This is a genomic window from Microbacterium sp. I2 (genome assembly GCF_051364985.1).
Lineage (GTDB): Bacteria > Actinomycetota > Actinomycetes > Actinomycetales > Microbacteriaceae > Microbacterium.
Genome location: NZ_JBLWIH010000001.1, coordinates 269,302 through 291,367, shown reverse-complemented (window position 1 = coordinate 291,367; position 22,066 = coordinate 269,302). Strand labels below are relative to the sequence as shown.

11 protein-coding genes are annotated in these 22,066 nt (G+C 65.7%); 10 read left to right on the top strand and 1 reads right to left on the bottom strand.

Going from position 1 to position 22,066, the window contains the following annotated elements:
* From ACLKM7_RS01330 to ACLKM7_RS01290, 9 genes are all read left to right on the top strand, one after another.
* Nucleotides 1-1,218 (top strand): exonuclease domain-containing protein, encoded by a 1,218-nt coding sequence (locus tag ACLKM7_RS01330; protein ID WP_436445210.1) that lies wholly within the window; start codon nt 1-3, stop codon nt 1,216-1,218.
* 6 nt (nt 1,219-1,224) lie between these two features.
* Nucleotides 1,225-4,407, top strand: coding sequence for a type I restriction endonuclease subunit R (locus ACLKM7_RS01325; RefSeq protein WP_436445209.1), 3,183 nt, complete (start codon nt 1,225-1,227; stop codon nt 4,405-4,407).
* A 29-nt stretch (nt 4,408-4,436) separates the two neighbouring features.
* Nucleotides 4,437-5,030, top strand: coding sequence for a hypothetical protein (locus ACLKM7_RS01320; protein WP_436445208.1), 594 nt, complete (start codon nt 4,437-4,439; stop codon nt 5,028-5,030).
* A 96-nt stretch (nt 5,031-5,126) separates the two neighbouring features.
* A complete protein-coding gene (locus ACLKM7_RS01315) occupies nt 5,127-11,621 on the top strand; it encodes a DUF3320 domain-containing protein (RefSeq protein WP_436445207.1) in 6,495 nt (2,164 codons plus the stop codon).
* A 16-nt stretch (nt 11,622-11,637) separates the two neighbouring features.
* On the top strand, nt 11,638-13,395 hold the full coding sequence (locus ACLKM7_RS01310) for an NERD domain-containing protein (RefSeq protein ID WP_436445206.1): 1,758 nt from the start codon (nt 11,638-11,640) through the stop codon (nt 13,393-13,395).
* Between the two features lie 52 nt (nt 13,396-13,447).
* Nucleotides 13,448-14,335, top strand: a complete 888-nt coding sequence (locus ACLKM7_RS01305) for a restriction endonuclease (protein ID WP_436445205.1) — start codon at nt 13,448-13,450, stop codon at nt 14,333-14,335.
* 3 nt (nt 14,336-14,338) lie between these two features.
* The gene (locus ACLKM7_RS01300) at nt 14,339-15,556 is read left to right on the top strand and encodes a DUF6361 family protein (RefSeq protein ID WP_436445204.1); all 1,218 of its coding nucleotides are present in this window, start codon (nt 14,339-14,341) and stop codon (nt 15,554-15,556) included.
* The gene (locus ACLKM7_RS01295; RefSeq protein WP_436445203.1) at nt 15,549-17,351 is read left to right on the top strand and encodes a phospholipase D family protein; all 1,803 of its coding nucleotides are present in this window, start codon (nt 15,549-15,551) and stop codon (nt 17,349-17,351) included. The genes ACLKM7_RS01300 and ACLKM7_RS01295 overlap by 8 nt, the downstream gene beginning before the upstream one ends.
* Complete coding sequence (locus ACLKM7_RS01290) at nt 17,348-20,443, top strand: helicase-related protein (RefSeq protein ID WP_436445202.1); 3,096 nt, start codon at nt 17,348-17,350, stop codon at nt 20,441-20,443. Before ACLKM7_RS01295 ends, ACLKM7_RS01290 begins: the two co-directional genes overlap by 4 nt.
* 71 nt (nt 20,444-20,514) lie before the next feature.
* Here the strand turns inward: ACLKM7_RS01290 and ACLKM7_RS01285 are convergent, their stop codons facing one another.
* The gene (locus tag ACLKM7_RS01285; RefSeq protein WP_436445201.1) at nt 20,515-20,766 is read right to left on the bottom strand and encodes a hypothetical protein; all 252 of its coding nucleotides are present in this window, start codon (nt 20,764-20,766) and stop codon (nt 20,515-20,517) included.
* Between the two features lie 290 nt (nt 20,767-21,056).
* On the opposite strand from ACLKM7_RS01285, the gene ACLKM7_RS01280 reads away from it, so the two are divergent.
* Nucleotides 21,057-22,052 (top strand): IS481 family transposase, encoded by a 996-nt coding sequence (locus tag ACLKM7_RS01280; RefSeq protein WP_436445200.1) that lies wholly within the window; start codon nt 21,057-21,059, stop codon nt 22,050-22,052.
* Nucleotides 22,053-22,066: the final 14 nt, after the last annotated feature.

The following is a 22,066-nucleotide window of genomic DNA, read 5'->3' as shown; positions in this document are numbered from 1 at the left end:
ATGGCATTCGCAGTAGTCGACTTCGAGACCACGGGAATTTTGCCCTCATACCACCACCGAGTTGTCGAAATCGGGGTCACCCACGTCGAGGTTGACGGCACGATCACCGCGCGGTGGGAGACTCTGGTCAATCCCGAACGCGATCTGGGATCGCAGAGCATCCACGGGATCCGCGCCGCCGACATCCTGGATGCGCCCGTGTTCGCCGATATCGCCGCGGAGTTCGCCGATCTGCTGCGCGGACGGGTGTTCGCAGCGCACAACGCAACGTTCGATCTGCGGTTCTTGCACGCCGAGTTCGAACGGGCCGGGTACTGGCTGCATGCCGATACGCCCAGCGTCTGCACGATGGCGCTGGGATCGAGCTTCGGCCTCGGTTCTTCCTGCTCCCTGGCGCATGCGTGCGTTACGTGTTCCATCGAGCCCGGCCTCTCGCACAGCGCCGGCTCCGATTCCTACGCGACCGCTCAGTTGCTCTCGCACTACCAACGGACGAGCTCCACGTGGCCCGGATGGGCAGAGTACTGGCAGCGCACAGCAGAGACCGGCCGGGCGCACGCATACCCCGCGGGTCGGCGGACTAGCGCAACGGCCAAGCCTCGGGCCGCGGCATCCGTCACTCCCGTCAGCTTTCTCGAGCGCATCTCGACCGAGTCCGTACGGGAAGCGGTGGATGGAGCAGCGGCCCAGTACACGGCGCTTCTCGACCGCTGCCTGCTCGACGGAACCATCTCTGTGAGCGAAGGTGCACAGCTCGGTGCGGTCGCCACAGAGCTCGGCCTGACGCGAACTGCGGTTCATAGCATCCACCGCAACTACTTCGTCGAGCTTGAGCGACGCGCGTGGGCAGACGGAGTGCTGACGGAGGACGAGAAGGCCGACCTCCGCGCCGTGGGCGCCTTGCTGCAGCTCGATGAGAGCGACATTGCGGCGGCCGTCGATGATGTGCGGCCGGACGTAGACGTGCCTGGCTCCGAAGCGTTTGCTCTCGCGGCGGGAGACATGGTCGTTCTCACGGGGGACATGTTGCGTGCACGCGAGGTGTGGGAGGCGGAGCTGCGTGACCGCGGCTATCTGCCGCACCCGACCGTGACCAAGAAGGTCAAGCTCGTCGTCGCCGCCGATCCTGACTCGCTCTCGGGCAAGGCGAAGAAGGCCCGCAACTACGGGATCCCGATCGTCAGTGAAGACGGACTCGCAAAGCTGCTCGAGAGGTGATGACCGATGACCGCGCTACCTGAATCTGCGTGGGAGCAGGACGCTCTCGAGACGCTCGCCGAGCCGCTGGGGTGGCGACCGGCGAAGGGCGATGAAGTCGCACCTGGGAGCGGCGAGCGCGACACGTGGGACGACCTGCTGATCCGTCCGCGTCTACTCGACGCGCTGCGCCGACTCAACCCGGGCGTGCCGGGCGAGTACCTGCAGCAGGCCGTCGCAGAGATCGCGTCCCCGAAGTCGCAAGACGCAATCACCGAGAACCACCGCATCCATCAGTACCTCGTCGGTGGGTATCCGCTGAGCTACATCGACACCGACGGCGTCGAGCAGACCCCTCGTCTGCGGCTGCTCGGCTCCGACCCGTCCGACAACGACTGGCTCGCCGTCAACCAGGTCACGCTGCGTCAGGGTGACCTGCACCGCCGGTTCGACATCGTGCTGTTCGTCAATGGGATGCCGCTCAGCATCGTCGAGCTGAAACGTGCGGGGTCGGCATCTACCGGTGTCGCCCCGGCGCACGCGCAGCTGCAGACGTACCTGCGCGAGTTCCCGATGGCATTTCGGTTCTGCGTGCTTACGCTCGCCAGTGACGGGCTCGAGGCCAAGTACGGCACCCCGTTCACTCCGCTGAATCACTTCGCGCCCTGGAACGTCGACGACGACGGTGCGCCCCTCACACAACCGCGGATCGAGAATGGCGCGTCGGTCGAGCCCATCGACGACGCGCTCAGTGGGCTCTTCAACCAAGAGCGCTTTCTGCAGCTCGTGCGCAGCTTCACCGCGTTCGACGAGAACGCCGACGGGCTCACGAAGCGCATCGCCAAGCCGCACCAGTACTTCGCGGTGACCAAGGCCGTGGGCTCGACCGTGCAGGCCGTCGAGACCAACGGCAAGGCCGGCGTCGTGTGGCACACGCAGGGCTCGGGCAAGTCGATGGAGATGGAGCTGTACGCGAACCTCGTGTCGCGGCATCCGAAGCTCAAGAACCCCACCGTGATCGTGGTGACCGACCGCACCGAGCTCGACGGCCAGCTCTTCCAGACGTTCGATCAGAGCCTGCTGCTCGCCGAGAAGCCGGTGCAGGTGCGCGAGCGCGCCCAGTTGCGCGGCGAGCTGAGCAATCGCGTCACCGGTGGGATCTACTTCACGACGCTGCAGAAGTTCGGCCTGACCGAGGCCGAGAAGTTGTCGGGCACGCAGCATCCGCTCCTCACCGACCGACGCAACGTGATCGTCGTCGTCGACGAAGCGCATCGCAGTCACTACGACGATCTGGACGGGTACGCCCGTCACCTGCGCGACGCGCTGCCCAACGCAACACTCATCGCCTTCACTGGCACGCCGATCTCGTTTGCCGAGCGCGACACCCGTGCGGTGTTTGGCGACTACATCGACATCTACGACCTGACGCGGGCGGTCGATGACGGCGCGACAGTCCCGGTCTACTTCGAGCCGCGGCTCATCAAGGTCTCGTTCGCCGACGGCGCGACCGAAGAAGACATCGACCGCGCCGCCGACGAGTACACGTTCGGCCTCGACGACACCGAACGGGCTCGGCTGGAAGCATCCGTCGCCGTCGTCAACGCCGTGTACGGAGCGCCCGAGCGCATCGAGACTCTGGCCGCGGACCTCGTCGCGCACTGGGAAGAGCGGCGCGAGCGCATGAAGCCGTTCCTCGAATCGCCGGGCAAGGCGCTCATTGTGGGCGGAACGCGCGAGATCTGCGCGCGGCTCTATTCAGCGATCATCGCGCTGCGGCCTAATTGGCACTCCGACGCGCTGGACTCGGGCCGCATCAAGGTCGTCTACTCGGGTTCAGCGTCCGACCAACCGCCGGTGAGCGATCACGTGCGGCGGGACTCCGAGAACAAGGCGATCAAGGCACGGTTGAAGAACGCTGACGACGAGCTGGAGCTCGTGATCGTCAAAGACATGATGCTGACTGGGTTCGACGCACCGCCACTGCATACCCTCTACCTCGACCGCCCTCTTAAGGGCGCGCTGCTGATGCAGACACTCGCGCGTGTGAACCGCACGTTCAAGGGCAAGCAGGACGGACTGCTCGTCGCCTATGCGCCTTTGGCCGACAACCTCGCCAAGGCACTGTCCGAGTACACCGTCTCGGACCAGGAGAACAAGCCGATCGGGCGCGACGTCGACGAAGCGGTGGGGATCGCGACCGAGCTGGTGGTGCAGATCCGCGACATGCTCGCCGAGTGCGACTGGCGCTCGATCGCGAAGGAGGGCGGGTCACGCGCTTGGCGGACCGCGGCTACCACGGCAACCAACTACCTACGCGACGCCACGAACCCGCTCAATGCCTCGGAGCTGGGGCCGGACCGGCTCGCATCTCGCTTCAGGACGGCGACCGGGCGGCTCTCGCGGGCATGGGCACTCGCGTCGGGTCGTGCCGGGCTCGCCGAGCTGCACGATGAGATCGCGTTCTACGAAGAGGTCCGCGTATGGATGGCGAAGTTCGACGCCGCTGAGCGGCAGTCACGCGACGAGCCCATCCCCGAAGAGATCTCGCGTCTGCTGGGCACCCTGGTCGCGGACTCGATCGCGCCCGGAGACGTGCTCGACATCTACGAAGCGGCCGGCCTGCCCCGCCTCGCCCTCGACGACCTGGGTCCAGAGTTCCTCGCGAAAGCCCAGGCCGCGCCGAACGCGCACCTCGCGATCGAGGCACTGCGCAAGTCGCTGACCGACGCTGGCTCCGCCGCGACCCGTGGAAACCTCGTGCGGCAGCGCGCGTTCTCGGAACGGATCGCCGAGATCATGAACCGCTACACGAACCAGCAGCTCACCTCGGCCGAGGTCATCGCCGAACTGGTCGAGCTGGCGAAAGAAGTCGCGGCCGAGGCATCCCGTGGATCGCTTTTCTCGCCGCCGCTGTCGAGCGACGAGCTCGCGTTCTATGACGCTGTCGCCTCGAACGAGTCAGCGGTGGACGTGCAGGGCGAGGACGTGCTGGCGCAAATCGCGCGCGAACTCGTCGCCGTGATGCGGCGCGACGTGCGCACAGATTGGACCGTACGCGACGACGTGCGCGCGAAGCTGCGTTCGTCGATCAAGCGGCTGCTGGTGAAGTACAAGTACCCGCCCGACAAGCAGCCCGAAGCGATCAAGCTCGTCATGGATCAGATGGAGTCGATGGCACCGCGCTACGCGGACGACCGTCGACCGTAACCTCAGCAATTGACGAAAGGGGAACAGGGATGGCAATTGCTGTAACTGACGATGGCATGGTGGTCGAACTCAGGAGCGACGGAACGTGGACCAAGACGACAAGGTCCGCGGTTGAGCCCGGCGACTTCCGCGGTGTTGCGTGGGGTGCGTCAACGGCGGAAGTTCAAGCAAGGGAGAACCGGGAAGCCAAGTACGAGGACAGCGACGTCCTCGTTTATCCTGAGCGCCTCGTCGATATGGACGCCGACGCGGTGTACCTCTTCGTTTCAGGGCGACTCGCTCGGGCAAAGTACATATTCCGCGAGGATTTCACGAGCGCTAATCGGTACCTCGATGCGTTCATCCGGGTCAAGACCCTCTTCTCGGGGAAGTACGGCGAGCCTGGCGACGATCGCGCGATCTGGCATGACGACCTGTACCGAGAGGATCCCGACGATTGGGGTCGGGCGGTTGAGCGCGGCGATCTAACTTTCATCGCCTCCTGGGCAACGCCTCAGACGGAGATCGTCCTTCTTCTCCACGGAAACGACTATCAGTCCCACCTCGAAGTCGAGTACACCTCGACACTGCTGAAGTCGTGGGCGGAGTCCGTGAAGAACGACGCGGAACACGACCTCATCTAGAGGTATGACTGAAGCGTTCCGCCGCTTGCTCCAACGAATGTATGCATGAGTGTGGGATCGACGACGAGTTCGCCGGAATAGTTTGCAAGGAGTGCGATGCCTGAGTTCGATGCGCGGGACCACGTCGAAGCGGCGCTCGATGCGCTGAGCGACGGGCTGGGCCCAGTTGTTGCGGAGCGTTTCCGTGAACTCACACCGGAGGTCAAGGACTGGACCGAGATTCTCGAGCGCAAGGACCGGCAAGCGGGCCGCAACTTCGCCCGCTACAACCCGCGCGATCTCTCGCTGATTCTCCGCGCGTTTACAGAGTCATTTGGATCCCTGGGCTACCCGTTCGCGGGTTTCCTCGGCCGGCAGGCGCAGAACTGGGCAAGTGAGCTGCGCAACGTCCGCAACAAGTGGGCGCACAACGAGGAATTCTCAATCGCCGAGACCTATCGCGCGCTTGACTCGGCGGAGATGCTGTTGCGCGGGCTCCGTGCGGACAGCCAGGCGGATCGCCTGAGAGAGCTCAAAGTACCGGTGCTCGCGGCGATGACTGCCGAATCGGGAATGGCGGCACCGGTGCAGGATTCCAGTTCATCGCTCGACTCCCCGCCCGCGGCACCCGACACCTCGGCAACCAGGCCCGAGGTCGCAGCGACCCCCACGGTCGCCGCCCCTGTCTTCCCAGAGCCCGCGGCATCCCGTCCTGACACCACCGCGGCGATCGTGGTCAGTGCTCTTCCCGACCTGAGCTACGCGCACGCCCGCAACTCGATCGCGATCGTCGACGAGGTCACGATCGACTATCAAGGTGAGGAGATGCGGGCGGCGTCAGTCGAGATCGAAGCGATCTGCAGGCTCGGCTCGCTGGGGGATCCGAAGGTGGTCATCGTCGATCTCGACGGAACCACTCCTACCACGTTGCGCAACGCGGATCTCGTGCTCGATCCCGCTCGCATGCTCGCCGTCGAATATCCGACGGACGGCGTGGTGCGTGTCACTCTGCGTGATGCCGACGGCGGTGTGATCGCGCACCATGACAGTCCCGTGACGGTGCTCGCGGCGAATCAATGGCGTGCGAACCCACCACAGCTCAGCCTTGAGCTGCTCGCCTCGTTCGTGCAGCCGAACTCTCCCGCGATCGGGCCTCTCCTCGTCGAGGCATCCGACCGTCTGCAGCTCAAGACCGGCAACCCAGCCCTCGACGGATATCAGCAGGGCTCCCGCGAGCGGGTCGATGCGATCGTCGAGGCCGTCTACGAAAGCATGCGGGCCCGCGACATCCGCTACGCCGAGCCCCCGGCGAGTTGGGGGCTCGACGGCCAGAAGGTACGCACGCCTTCCGAAGTCCTCGAAGGACGGCTTGGCACCTGCCTCGACACTACGGTGACGCTCGCAGCCGCGCTCGAGGAGGCCGGGATCAACTCGACCCTCTGGCTGCTGCCCGGGCACATCTTCCTCGGCTACTGGCGCGATGAGGCCAGCCTCGACGGGCCCGCTCAGCTAGATCCTTCCGAGGCCGTGAACTACGTCGGCATCGGGCAGATCGAGGTCGTCGAGACGACGTCCCTCACCGGCGGCACGACATCAAAGCCGTTCGCGGACGCACGCCGGCAACATCACACCACCACGCTGGCAGGCGACATCTCGTCGGTGCTCGGTATCACCGACATCATGCAGGCGCGCCTCGCGCGAATCTATCCGTTGCCCAGTCGCGCAGTCGAGGAGTCGGGTGAGCTGAAGATCTTCGAGTACGCCGTCGCTCAAGCACCTGACGCCCTGCACTACGCGCCGTCCTCGGAGGCGATCGCCGGAGGCGTCGCGCGCGAGGTGCCCGCTCGTGTCGCGCTCTGGAAGAACACGTTGCTCGACCTGAGTCTGCGGAACAGACTCATCAACTACGGTGAGAAGTCCGGATACCCGCTCGCGGTCCCGCAGCCGTCTCTGGCCCGGTTCGAAGACATGATCAACAACGGCACCACGGTCACGCTGGTGCCGAACGATCGCATCCCCACGGTCGACGGCAGCCGCGGCATCCGTTTCGGTCAGGATCTCCCGGAGACCGCCCGCGCAGGGATGCTGACCGAACGCAAGCAGGTCTTCGTCGGCGTGACCGAGGCGACCTACACCGCACGTCTGCGGGCGCTCGCCTACAAGGCCCGGACGATCATCGAAGAGACGGGCGCCAACAACCTCTATCTCGCGTTCGGGATGCTGCGCTGGACCTTCAACGACCGCGAGCTGCGTTCTCCGCTCGTGCTCGTCCCCGTCAGCCTCGAGGCATCGGGCGGCGGCAACACCTTCCGCCTGAGCATCGACGAGGCGGGGGAGTCCACGCCGAACTACTGCCTGCTGGAAAAGCTGCGACTCAGTTTCGGGCTCGACATCCCCGGCCTCGCCAATCCTGCGAAGGATGACTCGGGAATCGATCTGCCCGCGGCTTTCACCGCGACACGGCGGGCGCTCGCGTCGGCACGACTCCCGTTCACCGTCGAAGACACGGTCGACCTCTCGATTCTCCAGTTCGCGAAGTACCGACTGTGGAAGGACCTGGACGAGAACTGGAAGGAACTGGCAAGCAACTCCCTAGTCACCCACCTGATCCACACACCGACCGCGGAGTTCATCGACCCGTTCCCGGAACCGACGGCCGTCGACCTCGACGCGCTGAACAATGCTGTCCCGGTCCCGGCCGACTCCTCGCAGCTCGAAGCGGTTGCGGAGGCGGAGGCCCGGCGCACGTTCGTCCTCGAGGGCCCTCCCGGCACGGGTAAGTCGCAGACCATCACCAACCTGCTCGCGCACTCGCTCGCCAACGGGAAGCGGGTGCTGTTCGTCGCGGAGAAGCGCGCGGCCCTGGACGTGGTGAAGGACCGGTTGGATGCCGTGGGTCTCGGCCCGTTCTCGCTCGACCTGCACGACAAGGGAGCGCGTCCCACCGCAGTGCGCGCACAGATCCGAGCCGCGATCGACGCGATCGCGCGGCCTGACGGGGCGGCGCTCAAGGCTTACACCGAAACCGCAGCCACGAGTCGCGGCTCCCTCAAGCGGTATGCGCAGCGCCTCCACGAGCCAAACTCCGCTGGGTTGTCTCTCTACTCTGCCCGCGCACAACTTCTCGCCTCGGCGGAGGACATCGAGCCGCTCGACATCCCGGCGACGCTGGTCGCGACCGGGACGGAGGAACAGTTCGGGTATCTTCGCGACCTGCTGCGCACACTGCCCGAGACTGCGGACCTCGCGCATCCGTCCACGCTGCATCCATGGGGCTTCGTGACAGTGTCCTCGGCGAAGCCCCTCGACACGAACGCGCTGCACGCGGCCGCGCAGGAGTTCGACGCTGCTCTCGCCAACCTGCACGCTCGTCAGCCGGACCCCGGACTGCTTGCCCTTGCCTCCGCGCCGAGTCATCTCGATCGCTGGGCGTCGCTGGCGAATGCGCCACGACACCCGCTCGACGCGATCGACGCGCTGCACAGGCGCACGCTCTCCGGTGAAGTCCCAGCCCTCCAGGACCGGCTGAACACCAGCAACACCGATCGCCCCTGGTTCGCCTCGGTGAGCCCCGAAGCGCTGGACCGAGACGTTCACGCCGTACACCGGGCGGCGATCGCGGCCGACGCCTCGGGCTTCTTCGGGCGCCGGAAACGTCAACGCGCGGTCCTCGCGGAATTCGGCAGCGCACTGCGGGCTGATGCACGCTCGTTCCCCGCCCGGGGCGTGACCCCCCTGACCGCCGACGTCGCGCGCGCAGCCGACGAGATCAATACGCTGCGTGCGGCGCTCGCGACCCTCCCACTTCCGCTCGTGTCGTCCGAATGGAACCCCTACCTGCGAGAAGGGGTGGAGCCCGCGAAAGCCACTCTCGCGTGGGGTGTGTGGTTGGGCTCCGCGCTCGCTTCAGGCGACGGCAATCCCGACCTTCGGCAGGCGCTCCGTGGCTACTACGGTGCGAGCCGCCCCGACGCTGACCTCGCCGGCGCGCTTACCCGACTCGCAAACGCGTGGCGTGCGCTCGCCGCAGCGAGCGGCGTGGCCGAGCCCTCAGGTGATGGAACGGATGCTTTCACGACGTGGGCCGGGTCAGATGGGTTCTTCGCGACGTGGATATCCACGGCAGGTGCCCGCAATCTTGCGACCACTGAGCCTGTCACTCTCGATCGGTGCGTTGCCTTCCGGCAGCACCTCGAGCCGCTCATCCGGTTCGGGATGACGGCAGCCCACGACGCTCTTCTCACCGGCGTTCTTCCCGCAGACCTGGCTTCCCTCTCGCTCGACAAGGGCATCGCTCAGGCGTCGATCGCTGAGCGGGCGGACTCGCAGGCCATGGCGGCGTTCGACGTTCCCGCACACAACCGCACCATCGGACGGTTCACCTCCAGCGCCGCCGCAATTCGCGACGCTCTACCTCGGTGGATCCCGGCGGAGATCATTGCCAAGCGCCGAATCGATCCCGCGTACGAGGGCGGCATGATGGGCGAACTCAAACGCCAGCTCTCACGCCAGCGGGGCGGAATGACCGTGCGCGCCCTGTTCGAGAACTACGGCGACCTCATCACCCAGATCGCCCCCTGCGTTCTCATGAGCCCCGAGTCGGTGGCCCGCTTCTTCCCCGCGAGGGCGAAGATGTTCGACATCGTTGTATTCGACGAGGCATCACAGATCCGCGTGGCAGACGCTGTCGGCGCGATGGGCCGCGGCACCTCTGTCGTTGTCGTCGGAGACAGCAAGCAGATGCCGCCGTCGAGCTTCGCCGAGGTGAGCAATGACATCGATTCGGATGCCTCGTCGGGCGCCGATGTCGTGGCAGACGAGGAATCCATCCTCACCGAGTGCGTTCAGGCCCGCGTTCCACGCAAGTGGCTGTCTTGGCATTACCGCAGCCAGGATGAGGCTCTCATCTCGTTCAGCAACCACGCCTACTACGACAGTCGCCTCTCGTCGTTCCCTGCGCCCTGGTCCGACGACGCTTCCACCGTCGACACCGACCACGGAATCTCTATCGTGCGCGTCGCGGGTCATTTCAATCGCTCCGGCCGAGGTCGCGACCTGCGGACGAACGCCGCCGAAGCCGAAGCCATCGTCCGCGAGGTCGCGCAGCGATTCGCAAGCTCGCCCAACGAGACGCCGTCGCTGGGGATCATCACCTTCAACGCACAGCAGCGCACGCTCATCGAGACCTTGCTGCGAGAAGCGCCCGACGACAGGCTCGCTCACGCCCTGGACGAGCGGGACGGGCTGTTCGTGAAGAACCTCGAGAACGTGCAGGGCGACGAACGGGACACCATCCTGTTCTCCGTCGCGTTCAGCGCGAACGAACGCGGAGTCATCCCACTCAACTTCGGCCCCCTGTCCCGTGCCGGCGGCGAGCGACGGCTCAACGTCGCCATCACCCGAGCCCGTCGCCAGGTGATTCTCTTCGCCAGCTTCGACCCCTCCGACTTGCGCGCCGAAGAGACAGCATCGATCGGCATCAAGCACCTCAAGGGGTACCTCGAACTCGCCGCATCCGGGGTCGAATCCACCACTGACAGTGCCCATCGCGACCGCCTGACCGATCGCCACCGGGACGAGATCGCGGACGAACTGCGCTACCGCGGGTTCGCTGTTCAGACCGACATCGGATTGTCTGACTTCCGCGTGGACATCTCGATAGCCGATGCGGCTGATCCGGGGCAGCCGCTGGTCGCGGTTCTGCTTGACGGCGAGAGCTGGCGGGCACGCCGCACAGTCGCCGACCGCGATGGCCTCCCCGTTGACGTGCTCAAGAGCCTCATGAAGTGGCCGGGCGTCGAGCGGGTATGGCTACCTGAATGGCTTCAGGAGCGTGAGTCGACGCTCGCCCGACTCTCGGCGGCCGTTGTGGAAGCTGGCGCTGTGCTCCGGCTCGAGCAGCTGAAGGCCGAGGCTCGTCCAGGTTCTTCCACGTCGCGTTCAGTCGTGTCCGTTAATCCACGCCCGCCGGCCGACGTCCCGAAGCTGCTCCGTTCGGTTTCGCGGACCGACGCGGCCGCACCGTTCAGCACCGAGCTGCGTCACCCTCACCTGCGCCAGTACGTCGAGTGGGAACCGAAGCGATTCGGCACGATCGACACGCTCGATCGCCTGCCGCACGACGCCGCGACCGAGAAGGTGCGCTCGGTGCTGCGGGAGATCGTGCAGAAAGAGGGCCCCATCCACAAGATGAGGCTCGCCAGGCTCACCGCGGAGTCGTTCGGACTGAACCGCGTCGCGGCGGCGCGCGCCGACGCGATCCTGCGCTGCCTGCCGCAGGAGTATCTCCGCACGACCGACCGATCTTGCGCATGGCCGACCGGACTCGATCCTCTCGAGTGGCGAGACGTCCGCCGCAGCCAGCCCGGCGATGGCCGCAACATCGACCACGTTCCCCTCGAGGAGATCGCGAACGCGATGGCCGTCGTCGCCGAACTCGGCGGTGGCATGAACGTGGACGAGCTCAAGCGCGAGTCGCTCGCTCTCTTCGGCGGCAAGCGCCTCACCGAAGGGGTTTCGTCGCGACTCGATTCCGGACTGCAGCGCGGCCTCGAGACCGGACGAATCGAACGCGACAATCGCGGGCTGTTCCAAGCCGTCGGCGCTCCATGACTGGGAGGCGCAAGCAATGGTCCGCATGATCCCGGAGTACCCGCGCGAAGGTGCGAACATCTCCGAGCGCAAGGTGTTCAACGCGCTCGAGGCCATCCAAGGGCACGACGATTGGGTGGCCATCCACTCGCTCGGCATCGGGCGCCACGCGTCGGCGTTCCAGGGTGAAGCAGACTTCATCGTCCTCGCGCCGGGCCAGGGTATCCTCGTCATCGAGGTGAAGTCGCCAGCGTACGTCGAGTACAAGGGCGGTGACTGGTACCTCGATCGCCTCCCCTCGCCGAACAAGGACCCGCTCAAGCAGCTCGACGGTGCCCGACGAAGCATCCGTCATCATCTCCGCGAACGCGACTTGCTCACCGGAAGCGAGCCGATCGCCCGCCTCGTCTGGTTCACCTCGATCGGGCGCCACCAGTTCGAGAACAGGACACCAGGCGACCTGCAGTTCTTCGAGTGGGAGCTGGGCTGGAGCGATGACCTCAGCCGGCCCGCCTGGCTGATCGAGAAGACACTCGCGGAGTACGACACCTGGTACTCGTCCGTCGACGAAGTTGCGAACGATCCGGCGGCGCTGACAGCTGAGCGCGTCGAGCTCATCGCTGACGCGCTCGTTTCGGACTTCGTCGCGAAGCAAACACCCGAAGAGCGCGCACACGAACGCCGGGTGACCGAGATGAAGCTGCTGGGATCGCAGGAGGTCGTACTTGAGCTGATCGACACGAACGATCACGTCTATTTCGAAGGCCCGGCCGGAACTGGCAAGTCCTACCTGATCACTCAGGCGGCGCGCCGTCTCAACGGCGAAGGGCGAACGACGCTCGTCGCCTGCTGGAACGTCCTCATGGCGGACGAACTTCAGCGGTTTGTCGGAGGGCTGCCAAACGTCGATGTCACTGACCTGAACTCGCTCATGCTGCGGCTGGTCGGAATGCCAGCGAATCCCCCGGATGCGCCACACGAGTGGTACACCCGGGAGCTGCCCGAGCGGGCACTCGCCGTGCTTCAGGAGAAGCCGCATCTGGGCGGGTACGAGGCGATCTGCATCGATGAGTTCCAGGACGTCGCCGGCAACCTTCTGGTGCTGGAGCTCATCTTTGCACTTGCGGGCACGGGTCGCCCGGCCGGCACAAAGCTCGTCTTCGCGGGCGACTCACGCCCGCAGATCATGCGCCGGGTCGACGAACAGGTGAACCCGTTCGCGATCGCGAAGAGCCTGATCCCCGACCTCGTGCATGTGCGCGTACTACGCAACTGCCGGTCGGTTCCCGGTCTGACCTCGGCTGTTGAGTCGACCCTCAGGCAGCAGCTCGGCTACAGCCGTCACCGCGTCGCAAAGAGCGTCCGGGGCGGGCTGAGCACGGTCGACATCGTCGATGGCAATGAGACCAGGGCACTGGCGTCCGCTCTCGGCGAGTTGCTGCAGCACCACGCAGCCGAAGACATCGTCGTGCTGAGCCCGTTCGCCGAGAAGCGGTCACTCGCCGGTCGGTTGCTTTCGCGCGCCGAGAAGACGCAAGACGAACGCTGGTTGCGCAAGCAGCTGCAGAGCGAGGGACTGCCGGGCAGGATCCGATGGCGGTCCGTCTTCAAGTTCAAGGGACTGGATGCCGACGCCGTCGTCCTTACGGACCTCGGGACCGACGCGACCGAGTTCGTCGCGTCGCAGGGGCTTGAGTGGAACGACCTGCTGTATGTCGCTCTCACGCGCGCGAAGTACCGCTGCGTCATGTTGGGGACCGACGCGAAACCAACTGAGCATTACGGTCGACCTTGAGATGGCAGAGCGACCGAGTGACGAAGAGGCCAGGGGCCGTGAGGAGATCTACATGTCGATACCGAAGTGGCACGAGTTCATGGCGCCGGTCCTGCGCGTTATGAACGATGGGGTCACCCGAGATCGCAGCGAAATCACCGAGGCCTCGGCGAACGAGGTTGGTCTGTCACCAGCCGAGCGCGAAGTCACGCTGACGACCGGGCAGCCAATGTACGCGAACCGCGTTGGCTGGGCGATCTCACACCTCACGAAAGCCGGTGCGCTCTTGCGCCCTGAGCGCGGCCGATATGTCATCGGCGAACAGGGCCGCACGCTCCTGTCGGGCTACCCTGCCGTCACTCGGAAGGACGTCGAGACGGTTACCGGCTACCGCCGAGCCCGCACCATCGCCGGGCCTACAATCGAGACGTCCGATGATGTCGAGTCCCTTGATCCAGCCGAGTTGATCGATCAGGGGATTAAGCAGATTCACGAGGAGGTTGCCGCTGAACTCCTCACGCGCATGCTCGCAAAGTCGCCCACGTTCTTCGAGGCAACCGTCGTCGACCTCCTCGTCGCGATGGGATACGGCGGTGCGGAGGGGCAGGCCCGCGTGACGTCCGCGTCGAACGACGGCGGAATCGATGGAGTTATCGACCAGGACACACTCGGACTCAGCCGCGTCTACGTTCAGGCCAAACGCTACGCGCCCGACAACCCCGTCAATCGCCCCGAAGTGCAGGGATTCGTGGGCGCCCTGAGCGGGAAGGCGGACGGCGGGGTCTTCATCACCACCGGACGTTTCAGCCCCGGCGCGCGACAGTATGCGGAAGCCGTGCCGACACGGATCATCTTGATCGACGGCGAACGTCTCACTTCGCTCATGATCCGGTTCGGCGTCGGAGTGCAGACGAAACAAACGGTTCAGATCGTCGAGATCGACGAGGACTTCTTCGAGTAGTCGGTGCCCTCCCTCATCGCGTGGCTCGACGCGTCGAGCGAAGAACAGCGCCGCATGCGCGACATCATCCGTCTCTTCGCCGAGCGCGAGAGTCGCGACGAGCTCGGCCTCGGCCAGATCCGAGACGCGATCGCCGACTCGCTTTTCCCTGGCACGTCAACGCTGCTCACGCGTGCGCGGTATCTGCTGTTCGTGCCATGGGCCTATCAGAAGGCTTCACGGCGTCCGAATCCCGCGTCCGACGCCGACCGATATGAACGCGACATCATCCACGCGGTGAAGGACTCGGGCGACTACGCGGGACTGCTGGGCATGCAGGCCGGCGAGGCGTTGAAGAACCTCCCCTCCGCGATCTACTGGACGATGCTGCGTCACTACGGCATCCTCACCGACGCCTCTCTGTCGCGCGACGATGCCCTCCGACTCGACGGCATGAGCACCTCCGGCGACGATTTCGGCGACATGTCCGGCACCCGGTTTCACGCCTGGTCGACGACGCTGCCCTCGGCTCCCGAGGGCTTTCCGAAGTCGATCCCCGACGGGTTCTCCCTCCAGCCGGACGAAGCCGCGTGGTTGCGTGACCGCATCCTCGACGAGGCAGCCGGATCGCTGTTCGCTCACCTCGCCGTGGAACGCCCCACCGCCGAGAGCTCCGCGCCCTGGGCCGACTCCGCCGCACTCTCCGTCGACGGCGAGGCCCACGAGCTGCTCGCCGATGCGCGCGCATTCTCGGCCCTGATGCACGGCGCGCAGCTGCTCTACAACCTGCTGCTTGCTGAGGAGTATCAGGATGCTGGCTACGACCGCCTCAGCGATCCCAGCGAGGCGTTCCGTGATCGCCTCACCCAATGGTCCGACGATCTCCCCTCGATGGTCGATCTCACGACCTGGAACCTCGACGCACTGCTGGCCCGAGTCGGGCTGACGCGAGGGTCACCGATCAACCTCAACTCCCGTCGCTTTGTCCGGGGCTGGCGCGATCTCCTCGCCGAACAGGGAACCGACGCGCTCGTCGACAGCGCATCGGCACGCGCCTTCATGACCCGACGTGAGCGGCAGCACAAGGGTGCCCAGGCGCGTCTCGGCAACCGCGCCCGCCTCGCCAGCTGGGGCGGTAGCTCCGGCGCTGGCGCACTGGTGTACCGATGGCCACAGGTCCGCGGCATCCTTCTTGACATCCATGACGGTCTCGAACGGACACCGGAGATGACGGATGCTTGAGCCACAGTCTCGCGCGGCGCTCACCGAGCAGCTCAAACCGCCGACGGGGTTCGAGCTCTCGCATGCCGTCGGCACCACATTCACGCTCGACCTCGCCACCGCGCTGGCTGTACCGCTGTCGTTCGCCTCGCATCGACTGTCGGTGCAGAACGACACTCTCGGCGTCCTCGACGCGATTCGCCGGGCCGCCGATCGCGTCGACGTGTTCGCGCAGGCCGGCGAGATCTCGATGGGCGCGCGCTCTGACCTTGTCGCGTTCCTCGAGCCGATGGTGCACCCGGTCGCGCTCCGTCGTGGCCTGTTCCACCCGAAGGTGTGGTTTCTGGAGTATCGCGCGGGGGAGCGCACCGCCTACCGCCTCCTCTGTGCGAGCCGGAATCTCACGGCCGATCGCAGCTGGGACGTCATCGTCCGTCTAGACGGCGAACCCGCGGCGCCCGGACAGAAACGCGAAGCTGCGGCTGTAAACCGTTCGCTCGTCGAGCTGCTGCGCCGGCTCCCTTCGCTGGCGGTTCATTCTCTCCATCCAGAACGGCGGGCGCGCATCGACGAGCTGGCTGAGCGCTGGCGCACCGTCGTCTGGGAGCAGCCCGATCCGATGCGCAGCAGCGCGTTCCACGTCTTCGGCGTGCCCGGCGCCAGTGCACCTGACCTCCACGGCAAGCGCGCGCTGATCGTGTCGCCCTTCCTGTCAGATGACGGACTGCGTATGCTTCGGTCCGGCGTTCGCACGCAGACGCACGTTCTCTCACGCGCCGAGAGCCTCGACCGACTGCTGCCTGACTCCCTCGATGCCAAGCTCTCGACGTACGTATTGGACGAAGCCGCGACCTACTCCACGGACGACGCTGACGACCACGGTGCGTTCGTCCCTCCCGGCGACCGACTTGCGGGCCTGCATGCGAAAGCAGTCGTCGTCGATCGTCTGGACGGCGCTCACGTGTTCCTTGGGTCTGCGAACGCAACAGATGCAGGCTGGCAGAGCAACGTCGAGGTGATGGTCGAGTTCGTCGGACCTATCCCGAAGGTCGGGGTAGAGGCGACGCTGGATGCGCTCGGTGATCTGAAGGAGGAGTACGTCACCACGGGTGGCATTGAGCCAGACGCCAAAGAGGAGGCAGGGCGCAAGCTCGAAGCCTTCGTGCGCACGCTTGCGGGCGCGCGATTCTCGGCCCGCGTGCTACCCGCGGATCCGTATGCGCTGCAGGTATGGGCGGAAGAATCCGTCACGTCCGCATTGGCCAGTCGCGGGGGCGAAATCTCCGTGCAATGGCACCTGCTCACTCGTCCGGACCTGGGCAGCAGCATCGTGAGCGTGGCCGAGTCAGAGGGAGTCGTGCTTCCGGGGATTCCGCTCGCCGACATCACCCCATTCGTCGTGTTGGTCGCTCGCGATGCCGCCGGTAACGAGCGTCGCACCATCGTTCTCGCACGGCTGCTCGACGACGTCGCGAGCCGGCACGATGCGATCATCGCGCGCCAGCTCACCGACCGCTCGGCGTTCGTGCGCCTCCTGACGCTGCTCTTGGAGCTGTCCGGCGCTTGGACCCTGACGACATCCAGCTCCGGCGCGGCCGGCTTCTTCGGAACCGCGGATGCCTCCGGCACTGGCACCGGTCTGTTCGAGGCACTCGTACGCGCCGTCGGCGAAGGCCACCACGGACTCGCCGATGCTCGGCGCATCATCGACTACCTGCGCGAGCACGACGAAGACACCGTACTGCCCGACGGCTTCGATGAGCTGTGGAGTCAGGTCTGGTCGGCGCACCTCGAACTGATCGGAGGTCACGCGTGAGCACTGTCGATGTCGACGCGGTCATGGCGGGGCTCAAGGGCTTTCAGCGAGATGCCGTCGACCACGTCATCGAGCGGTTCTACGGTGCCGCGTCGGGTGAGGCTTCCGGTCGCTTTCTCGTCGCTGACGAAACGGGACTCGGCAAGAGCATCGTCGCGCGCGGTGTGATCGCGAAGGCGATCGAGCACCTGCAGGATGTTGATCACGTCGACCGCATCGACATCGTCTATGTCTGCAGCAACGTCGACCTTGCTACGCAGAACCTGCGCCGCCTGAACGTCACGGGCGACAAACACATCGGCATGGCGACCCGGCTCACGCTGCTCGCCAAGGAAAGTCGGCGCCTGTCGGAGAAGACATCGGACGCCGGCAAGAAGGTCAACCTCGTCTCGTTCACACCGGGCACGTCCTTCAGCGAGGGCGGGTGGCGGCAGGGGTCGGCGCCCGAGCGAGCGATGCTGACCGTGATTCTCGACAGGATCGCGAACCGTACCGACTCGGACCGACGGGTCACGCGTCTGCTGATGCACGGCACTGTGAAGACAGCCAAGCGGTTCGACCAGTGGTATGTCCAGCCATTGCTGCGTGAACTCGCCGGTGAGCCCGACCCGCGGATCGTGACCGCGTTCACTCGCATGATCGAAGCTGATGGCTCCCTTGACCGCTTTATCGCGCTCCGTGATGAGGTTCGTCGCAAGCAGTCTGTCCCGGCTGAGCTCTGGCATCGGAACCACGACCTCATCGCCGAGTTCCGCCAGGCACTCGCCAAGGCGGGTGTCGACACCCTGGAGCCGGACCTCATCATCCTCGACGAGTTCCAGCGTTTTCGGCACCTTCTCAATCCGGAGTCTGGCGACGCCGCCGAACTGGCCCACGCGCTCTTCGAACATCCTGATGCGAAGGTTTTGTTGCTCTCAGCAACGCCGTACAAGCCTTTCTCCAACAGCGACGACGCCGACGACGACCACTATCAGGACTTCCTCGCGACGGTGCGCTTCCTCGCGGGCGGGGCGCCCGGGGCCGAACGAGAGGTTGCCGCAGCGCTCGCGGCATACCGCAAGTCACTCCTGGTCGGCGGTGACGCGGCTGCCGCAGCTCGCCGTGTCAGCGAGGCACTGACGCCGCTGATGACCAGGTCAGAGCGACCGCCCATCGGTGAGCGCGAAGATCTCGTCGCTGTGCGGCACCTGGCGACCGGATCCCCAACCGCAGCCGACCTTCGTGAGTGGGCTTCACTGCGTGCGCTCGGGCGCACCGTCGATTCGCCGATCGACCTCGAGTATTGGAAGTCGATTCCCTACTTCGCCAGCTTCATGGATGGGTACAAGTCTGCGGACCGGGTGAAGGCAGCATTGGACGGTCCGGATGCTGCCGCCGTGGCGTCCGTGCTTGCCTCCACGAGATCGCTCGAGGCGGGCGCGGTCGCCTCGTTCGATCCGGTCGACCTCGGCAACGGACATCTGCGTGCACTCGCAGACGAGACGCTGGAGCGCGGGTGGTGGCGGCTGCTCTGGGTCCCGCCGACGATGCCGTACGTCCAACCGGGGCCGATCTATGCGCCGTTGTCGGACGGATCGGTAACGAAGCACGTGGTGTTCTCGGCCTGGACCGGAGTACCCACCGCGATCGCATCATTGCTCAGCTACGAGGCCGACCGTCTTACGGCAGACGATCGAGCGCTCCTCCGCGAGAACACACCCGATGCCCGAAAGGCGGTCGGCGCACGCCTGCAGTACCGACTCGCAGAAGGCCGCCCAGCCGCCATGTCGACACTCGCACTGTTCTGGCCCCACCCGGGTCTGGCCGAGCTCGGGGACCCCTTGCATGTCGCACGAACCGCGGGCGTGGCCGTGTCGGCAGATACTCTGCTCGCGACCGTCGACGCGAAGCTCACCACGGGTTCGGAGACGGACCAGGTTGCGGACGCCGTGTTCGCATATCCCGGGATGCTGCCAGCCCAACTCGAAGCGGCGACAGCGGAACAGCTCGTCGAGTCTCGCGCCGAGGGGGGTCGAATCGGCGGCCTCCTGGAGCACGTTCGGCTGGCAGTGGAACCGTCGTCGAACGGTGTCTTCTCGCACCCGGATCTCGCACGCGTGGCCGTCCACTCGCCTGGGAACATTGCATGGCGGGCCCTGCGCACCATCGCCGGACCCAACGTCACTCCGGCCGGACTCTGGGCTGCCGCCTTCGAACTCGTGCGAGGCATCCGTACCCTCTTCAACCGCACCGAATCGATCGCGCTGCTCGTCACGCTGTACGGCGATGAGCAGCCGTTCTGGCGGAGCGTGCTCGACTACTGCGCCGACGGCAACCTGCAGGCCGTCATGGACGAGTACATGTACCAACTGCTCAGCGAGACCGGTGGCGGCGACCTTGACGATGCCGGGCTCGCAGCTCTCGCTCGCCGCACAGTCGAGTCGATGGAGCTTCGTCCCGCTCGCTACGTCGCTCGCGACAACACGACCGCACGTGACGAGATCCCGATGATGGCGCGCTTTGCGCTGCGGTACGGCGGTAAGTACGCCACCGAGTCGGATGACACCTCGGGCGTGCGTCAGGCTGAGGTTAGGGCCGCGTTCAACAGTCCATTCGCACCCTTCGTGCTTGCGTCAACCAGCGTCGGACAGGAGGGTATCGACTTTCACTGGTGGAGCCACTCGGTTGTGCACTGGAACCTCCCCTCAAATCCGGTCGACTTCGAGCAGCGCGAAGGCCGCGTCAACCGCTTCGCGGGTCACGCCGTCCGCAAGAACGTCGCCGCGTCGCACTGGCCCGATGTGCTGGCATCCGACGACGTACGCGCGTGGCGGGCCGCCTTCGACGCGGCGTCGGACGTCGAGAATGAGCTCGGCGAGTTTTCCCCTTGGTGGCTCTACCCGGGTTCGGCACGCATTCACCGTGTGATCGCGCAGTACCCGCTGAGCCGCGACATCGCGAAGTACGAGCGACTGCGCAGCGCACTGACGCTCTACCGGTTGACGCTCGGCCAGCCTCGTCAGGAGGACATGGTCGACATGCTCGCAAAGCGAGGCGTCGATGGTGACTCAGTGCCGACGATCGACCTCCGCCCTCCCCGTCGACATTCGTAGTTCGCGTGGGCTGACGCCAGTGCCCCGACTTGTCACGCTGTGGTTGCCAACAGCGCGCCGCAAGCACTCACTCAACGCGGAGCGAGCACGTCCTCGCCAAACACCGTCACGAATTGCTCGACGAGCGTGGATGCCGTCGCCTTGTCGAATTGCATCGACTGGCTGCTCTTCGGGTGAGACTGTCGCTGAGCTGACCCGAAGGTGCTGATGTGGACGAGCTTCTCGTCATCCGCGCCGCGAAGCTCCTGCACAATACACTCGACCTCCGACTGATGCGGACGCACATCCTGATGCCCCGCCGTGACCGACACAATTCGCGCCATGATGCCCCTCGCTCTAGACCGTTGGGCTTCAACATAGCGACGAACCCCTCATCCCGCTTTGCGGCAAAGACGCTGTGGATCCGACCAGACGGGGCTCGACCAGGTCGGCCTTCCTCCGACATCAAGCCGCGACAGCGCTCGGGCGCGGCGCAGTGCTCGTCGTAGAACGGCTGCTAAGTGTGATGTGCAGGGACGTTGTTTGTGAATCGCGGTTGAGCTGCTGATGGGCGAAGGCCTCCGGTTGTGAAGTGGAGCTGTCTAGAAACCGCTTCACGAACCAGGAGGCCTTCGTGTCCCACGCTAATGCTGCTCTGACTCCGCGTGCTCGTTTGAGGCTGGCGCGGCTCATCGTCGACGACGGCTGGTCGGCGTTGGTCGCGGCGAAGATGTTCATGGTCTCGCCGGTCACCGCCCGCAAATGGGCGGACAGATACCGCGTCGAGGGTCGTGCGGGGATGGCCGACCGGTCCAGTCGGCCGCGGTCGATGCCGACTAAGACGGCCCCGGCGGTGGTCAAGCGAATCGTCGACATCCGTTGGCGGCGTCGCCTGGGACCGGTGCAGATCGCCGGCGAGCTCGGGATGCCGGCCTCCACCGTTCACGCCGTGCTGACCCGGTGCCGGATCAACCGACTGTCCCGGATTGATCGGGTCACCGGTGAGCCGATCCGCCGCTACGAGCACGACCATCCAGGGTCGCTGATCCACGTCGACGTGACCAAGTTCGGCAAGATCCCTGATGGTGGCGGCTGGCGGTTCGTCGGCGTGAAGCAGGGCAACAGGAACAAGTCCGCGACATCACATCGCACGGGCAAGTGGAGCGCGGACCGGCACGCACGCACCGGCACCGCGTTCCTGCACACCGTCCTCGACGACCACTCCCGAGTCGCCTACGTCGAGATCCGCGAGAACGAGAAGGCCGACACCGCGATCGCCGTCCTCCGGAACGCGGTCGCCTGGTTCGCCGAACGCGGCGTCACCGTGGAGCGGGTGCTCTCCGACAACGGCTCGGCCTATCGTTCCTACGCGTGGCGTGACGCGTGCGTCGAGCTCGACATCCGACCCAAACGCATCCGGCCCTATCGCCCGCAGACGAACGGGAAGATCGAGCGATTCCACCGCACCCTCGCCGACGGATGGGCCTACGCCCGCCTCTACGAATCAGACACCGAACGGCGCAACGCACTGCCCGACTGGCTGCACTTCTACAATCACCACAGGCAACACTCCGCCATCGGAGCCGCACCCATCAGCAGACTCAACAACCTGCCTGGACATCACAGCTAAGCGACGCGCGCCAG

What these genes read in the sequence shown, in the direction of transcription:
- ACLKM7_RS01315 (WP_436445207.1), top strand. Translation starts at nt 5,127, where the DNA reads ATGCCTGAGTTCGATGCGCGGGACCACGTCGAAGCGGCGCTCGATGCG.
- ACLKM7_RS01295 (WP_436445203.1), top strand. Translation starts at nt 15,549, where the DNA reads ATGCTTGAGCCACAGTCTCGCGCGGCGCTCACCGAGCAGCTCAAACCG.
- ACLKM7_RS01330 (WP_436445210.1), top strand. Translation starts at nt 1, where the DNA reads ATGGCATTCGCAGTAGTCGACTTCGAGACCACGGGAATTTTGCCCTCA.
- ACLKM7_RS01305 (WP_436445205.1), top strand. Translation starts at nt 13,448, where the DNA reads ATGTCGATACCGAAGTGGCACGAGTTCATGGCGCCGGTCCTGCGCGTT.
- ACLKM7_RS01325 (WP_436445209.1), top strand. Translation starts at nt 1,225, where the DNA reads ATGACCGCGCTACCTGAATCTGCGTGGGAGCAGGACGCTCTCGAGACG.
- ACLKM7_RS01310 (WP_436445206.1), top strand. Translation starts at nt 11,638, where the DNA reads ATGGTCCGCATGATCCCGGAGTACCCGCGCGAAGGTGCGAACATCTCC.
- ACLKM7_RS01285 (WP_436445201.1), bottom strand. Translation starts at nt 20,766, where the DNA reads ATGGCGCGAATTGTGTCGGTCACGGCGGGGCATCAGGATGTGCGTCCG.
- ACLKM7_RS01320 (WP_436445208.1), top strand. Translation starts at nt 4,437, where the DNA reads ATGGCAATTGCTGTAACTGACGATGGCATGGTGGTCGAACTCAGGAGC.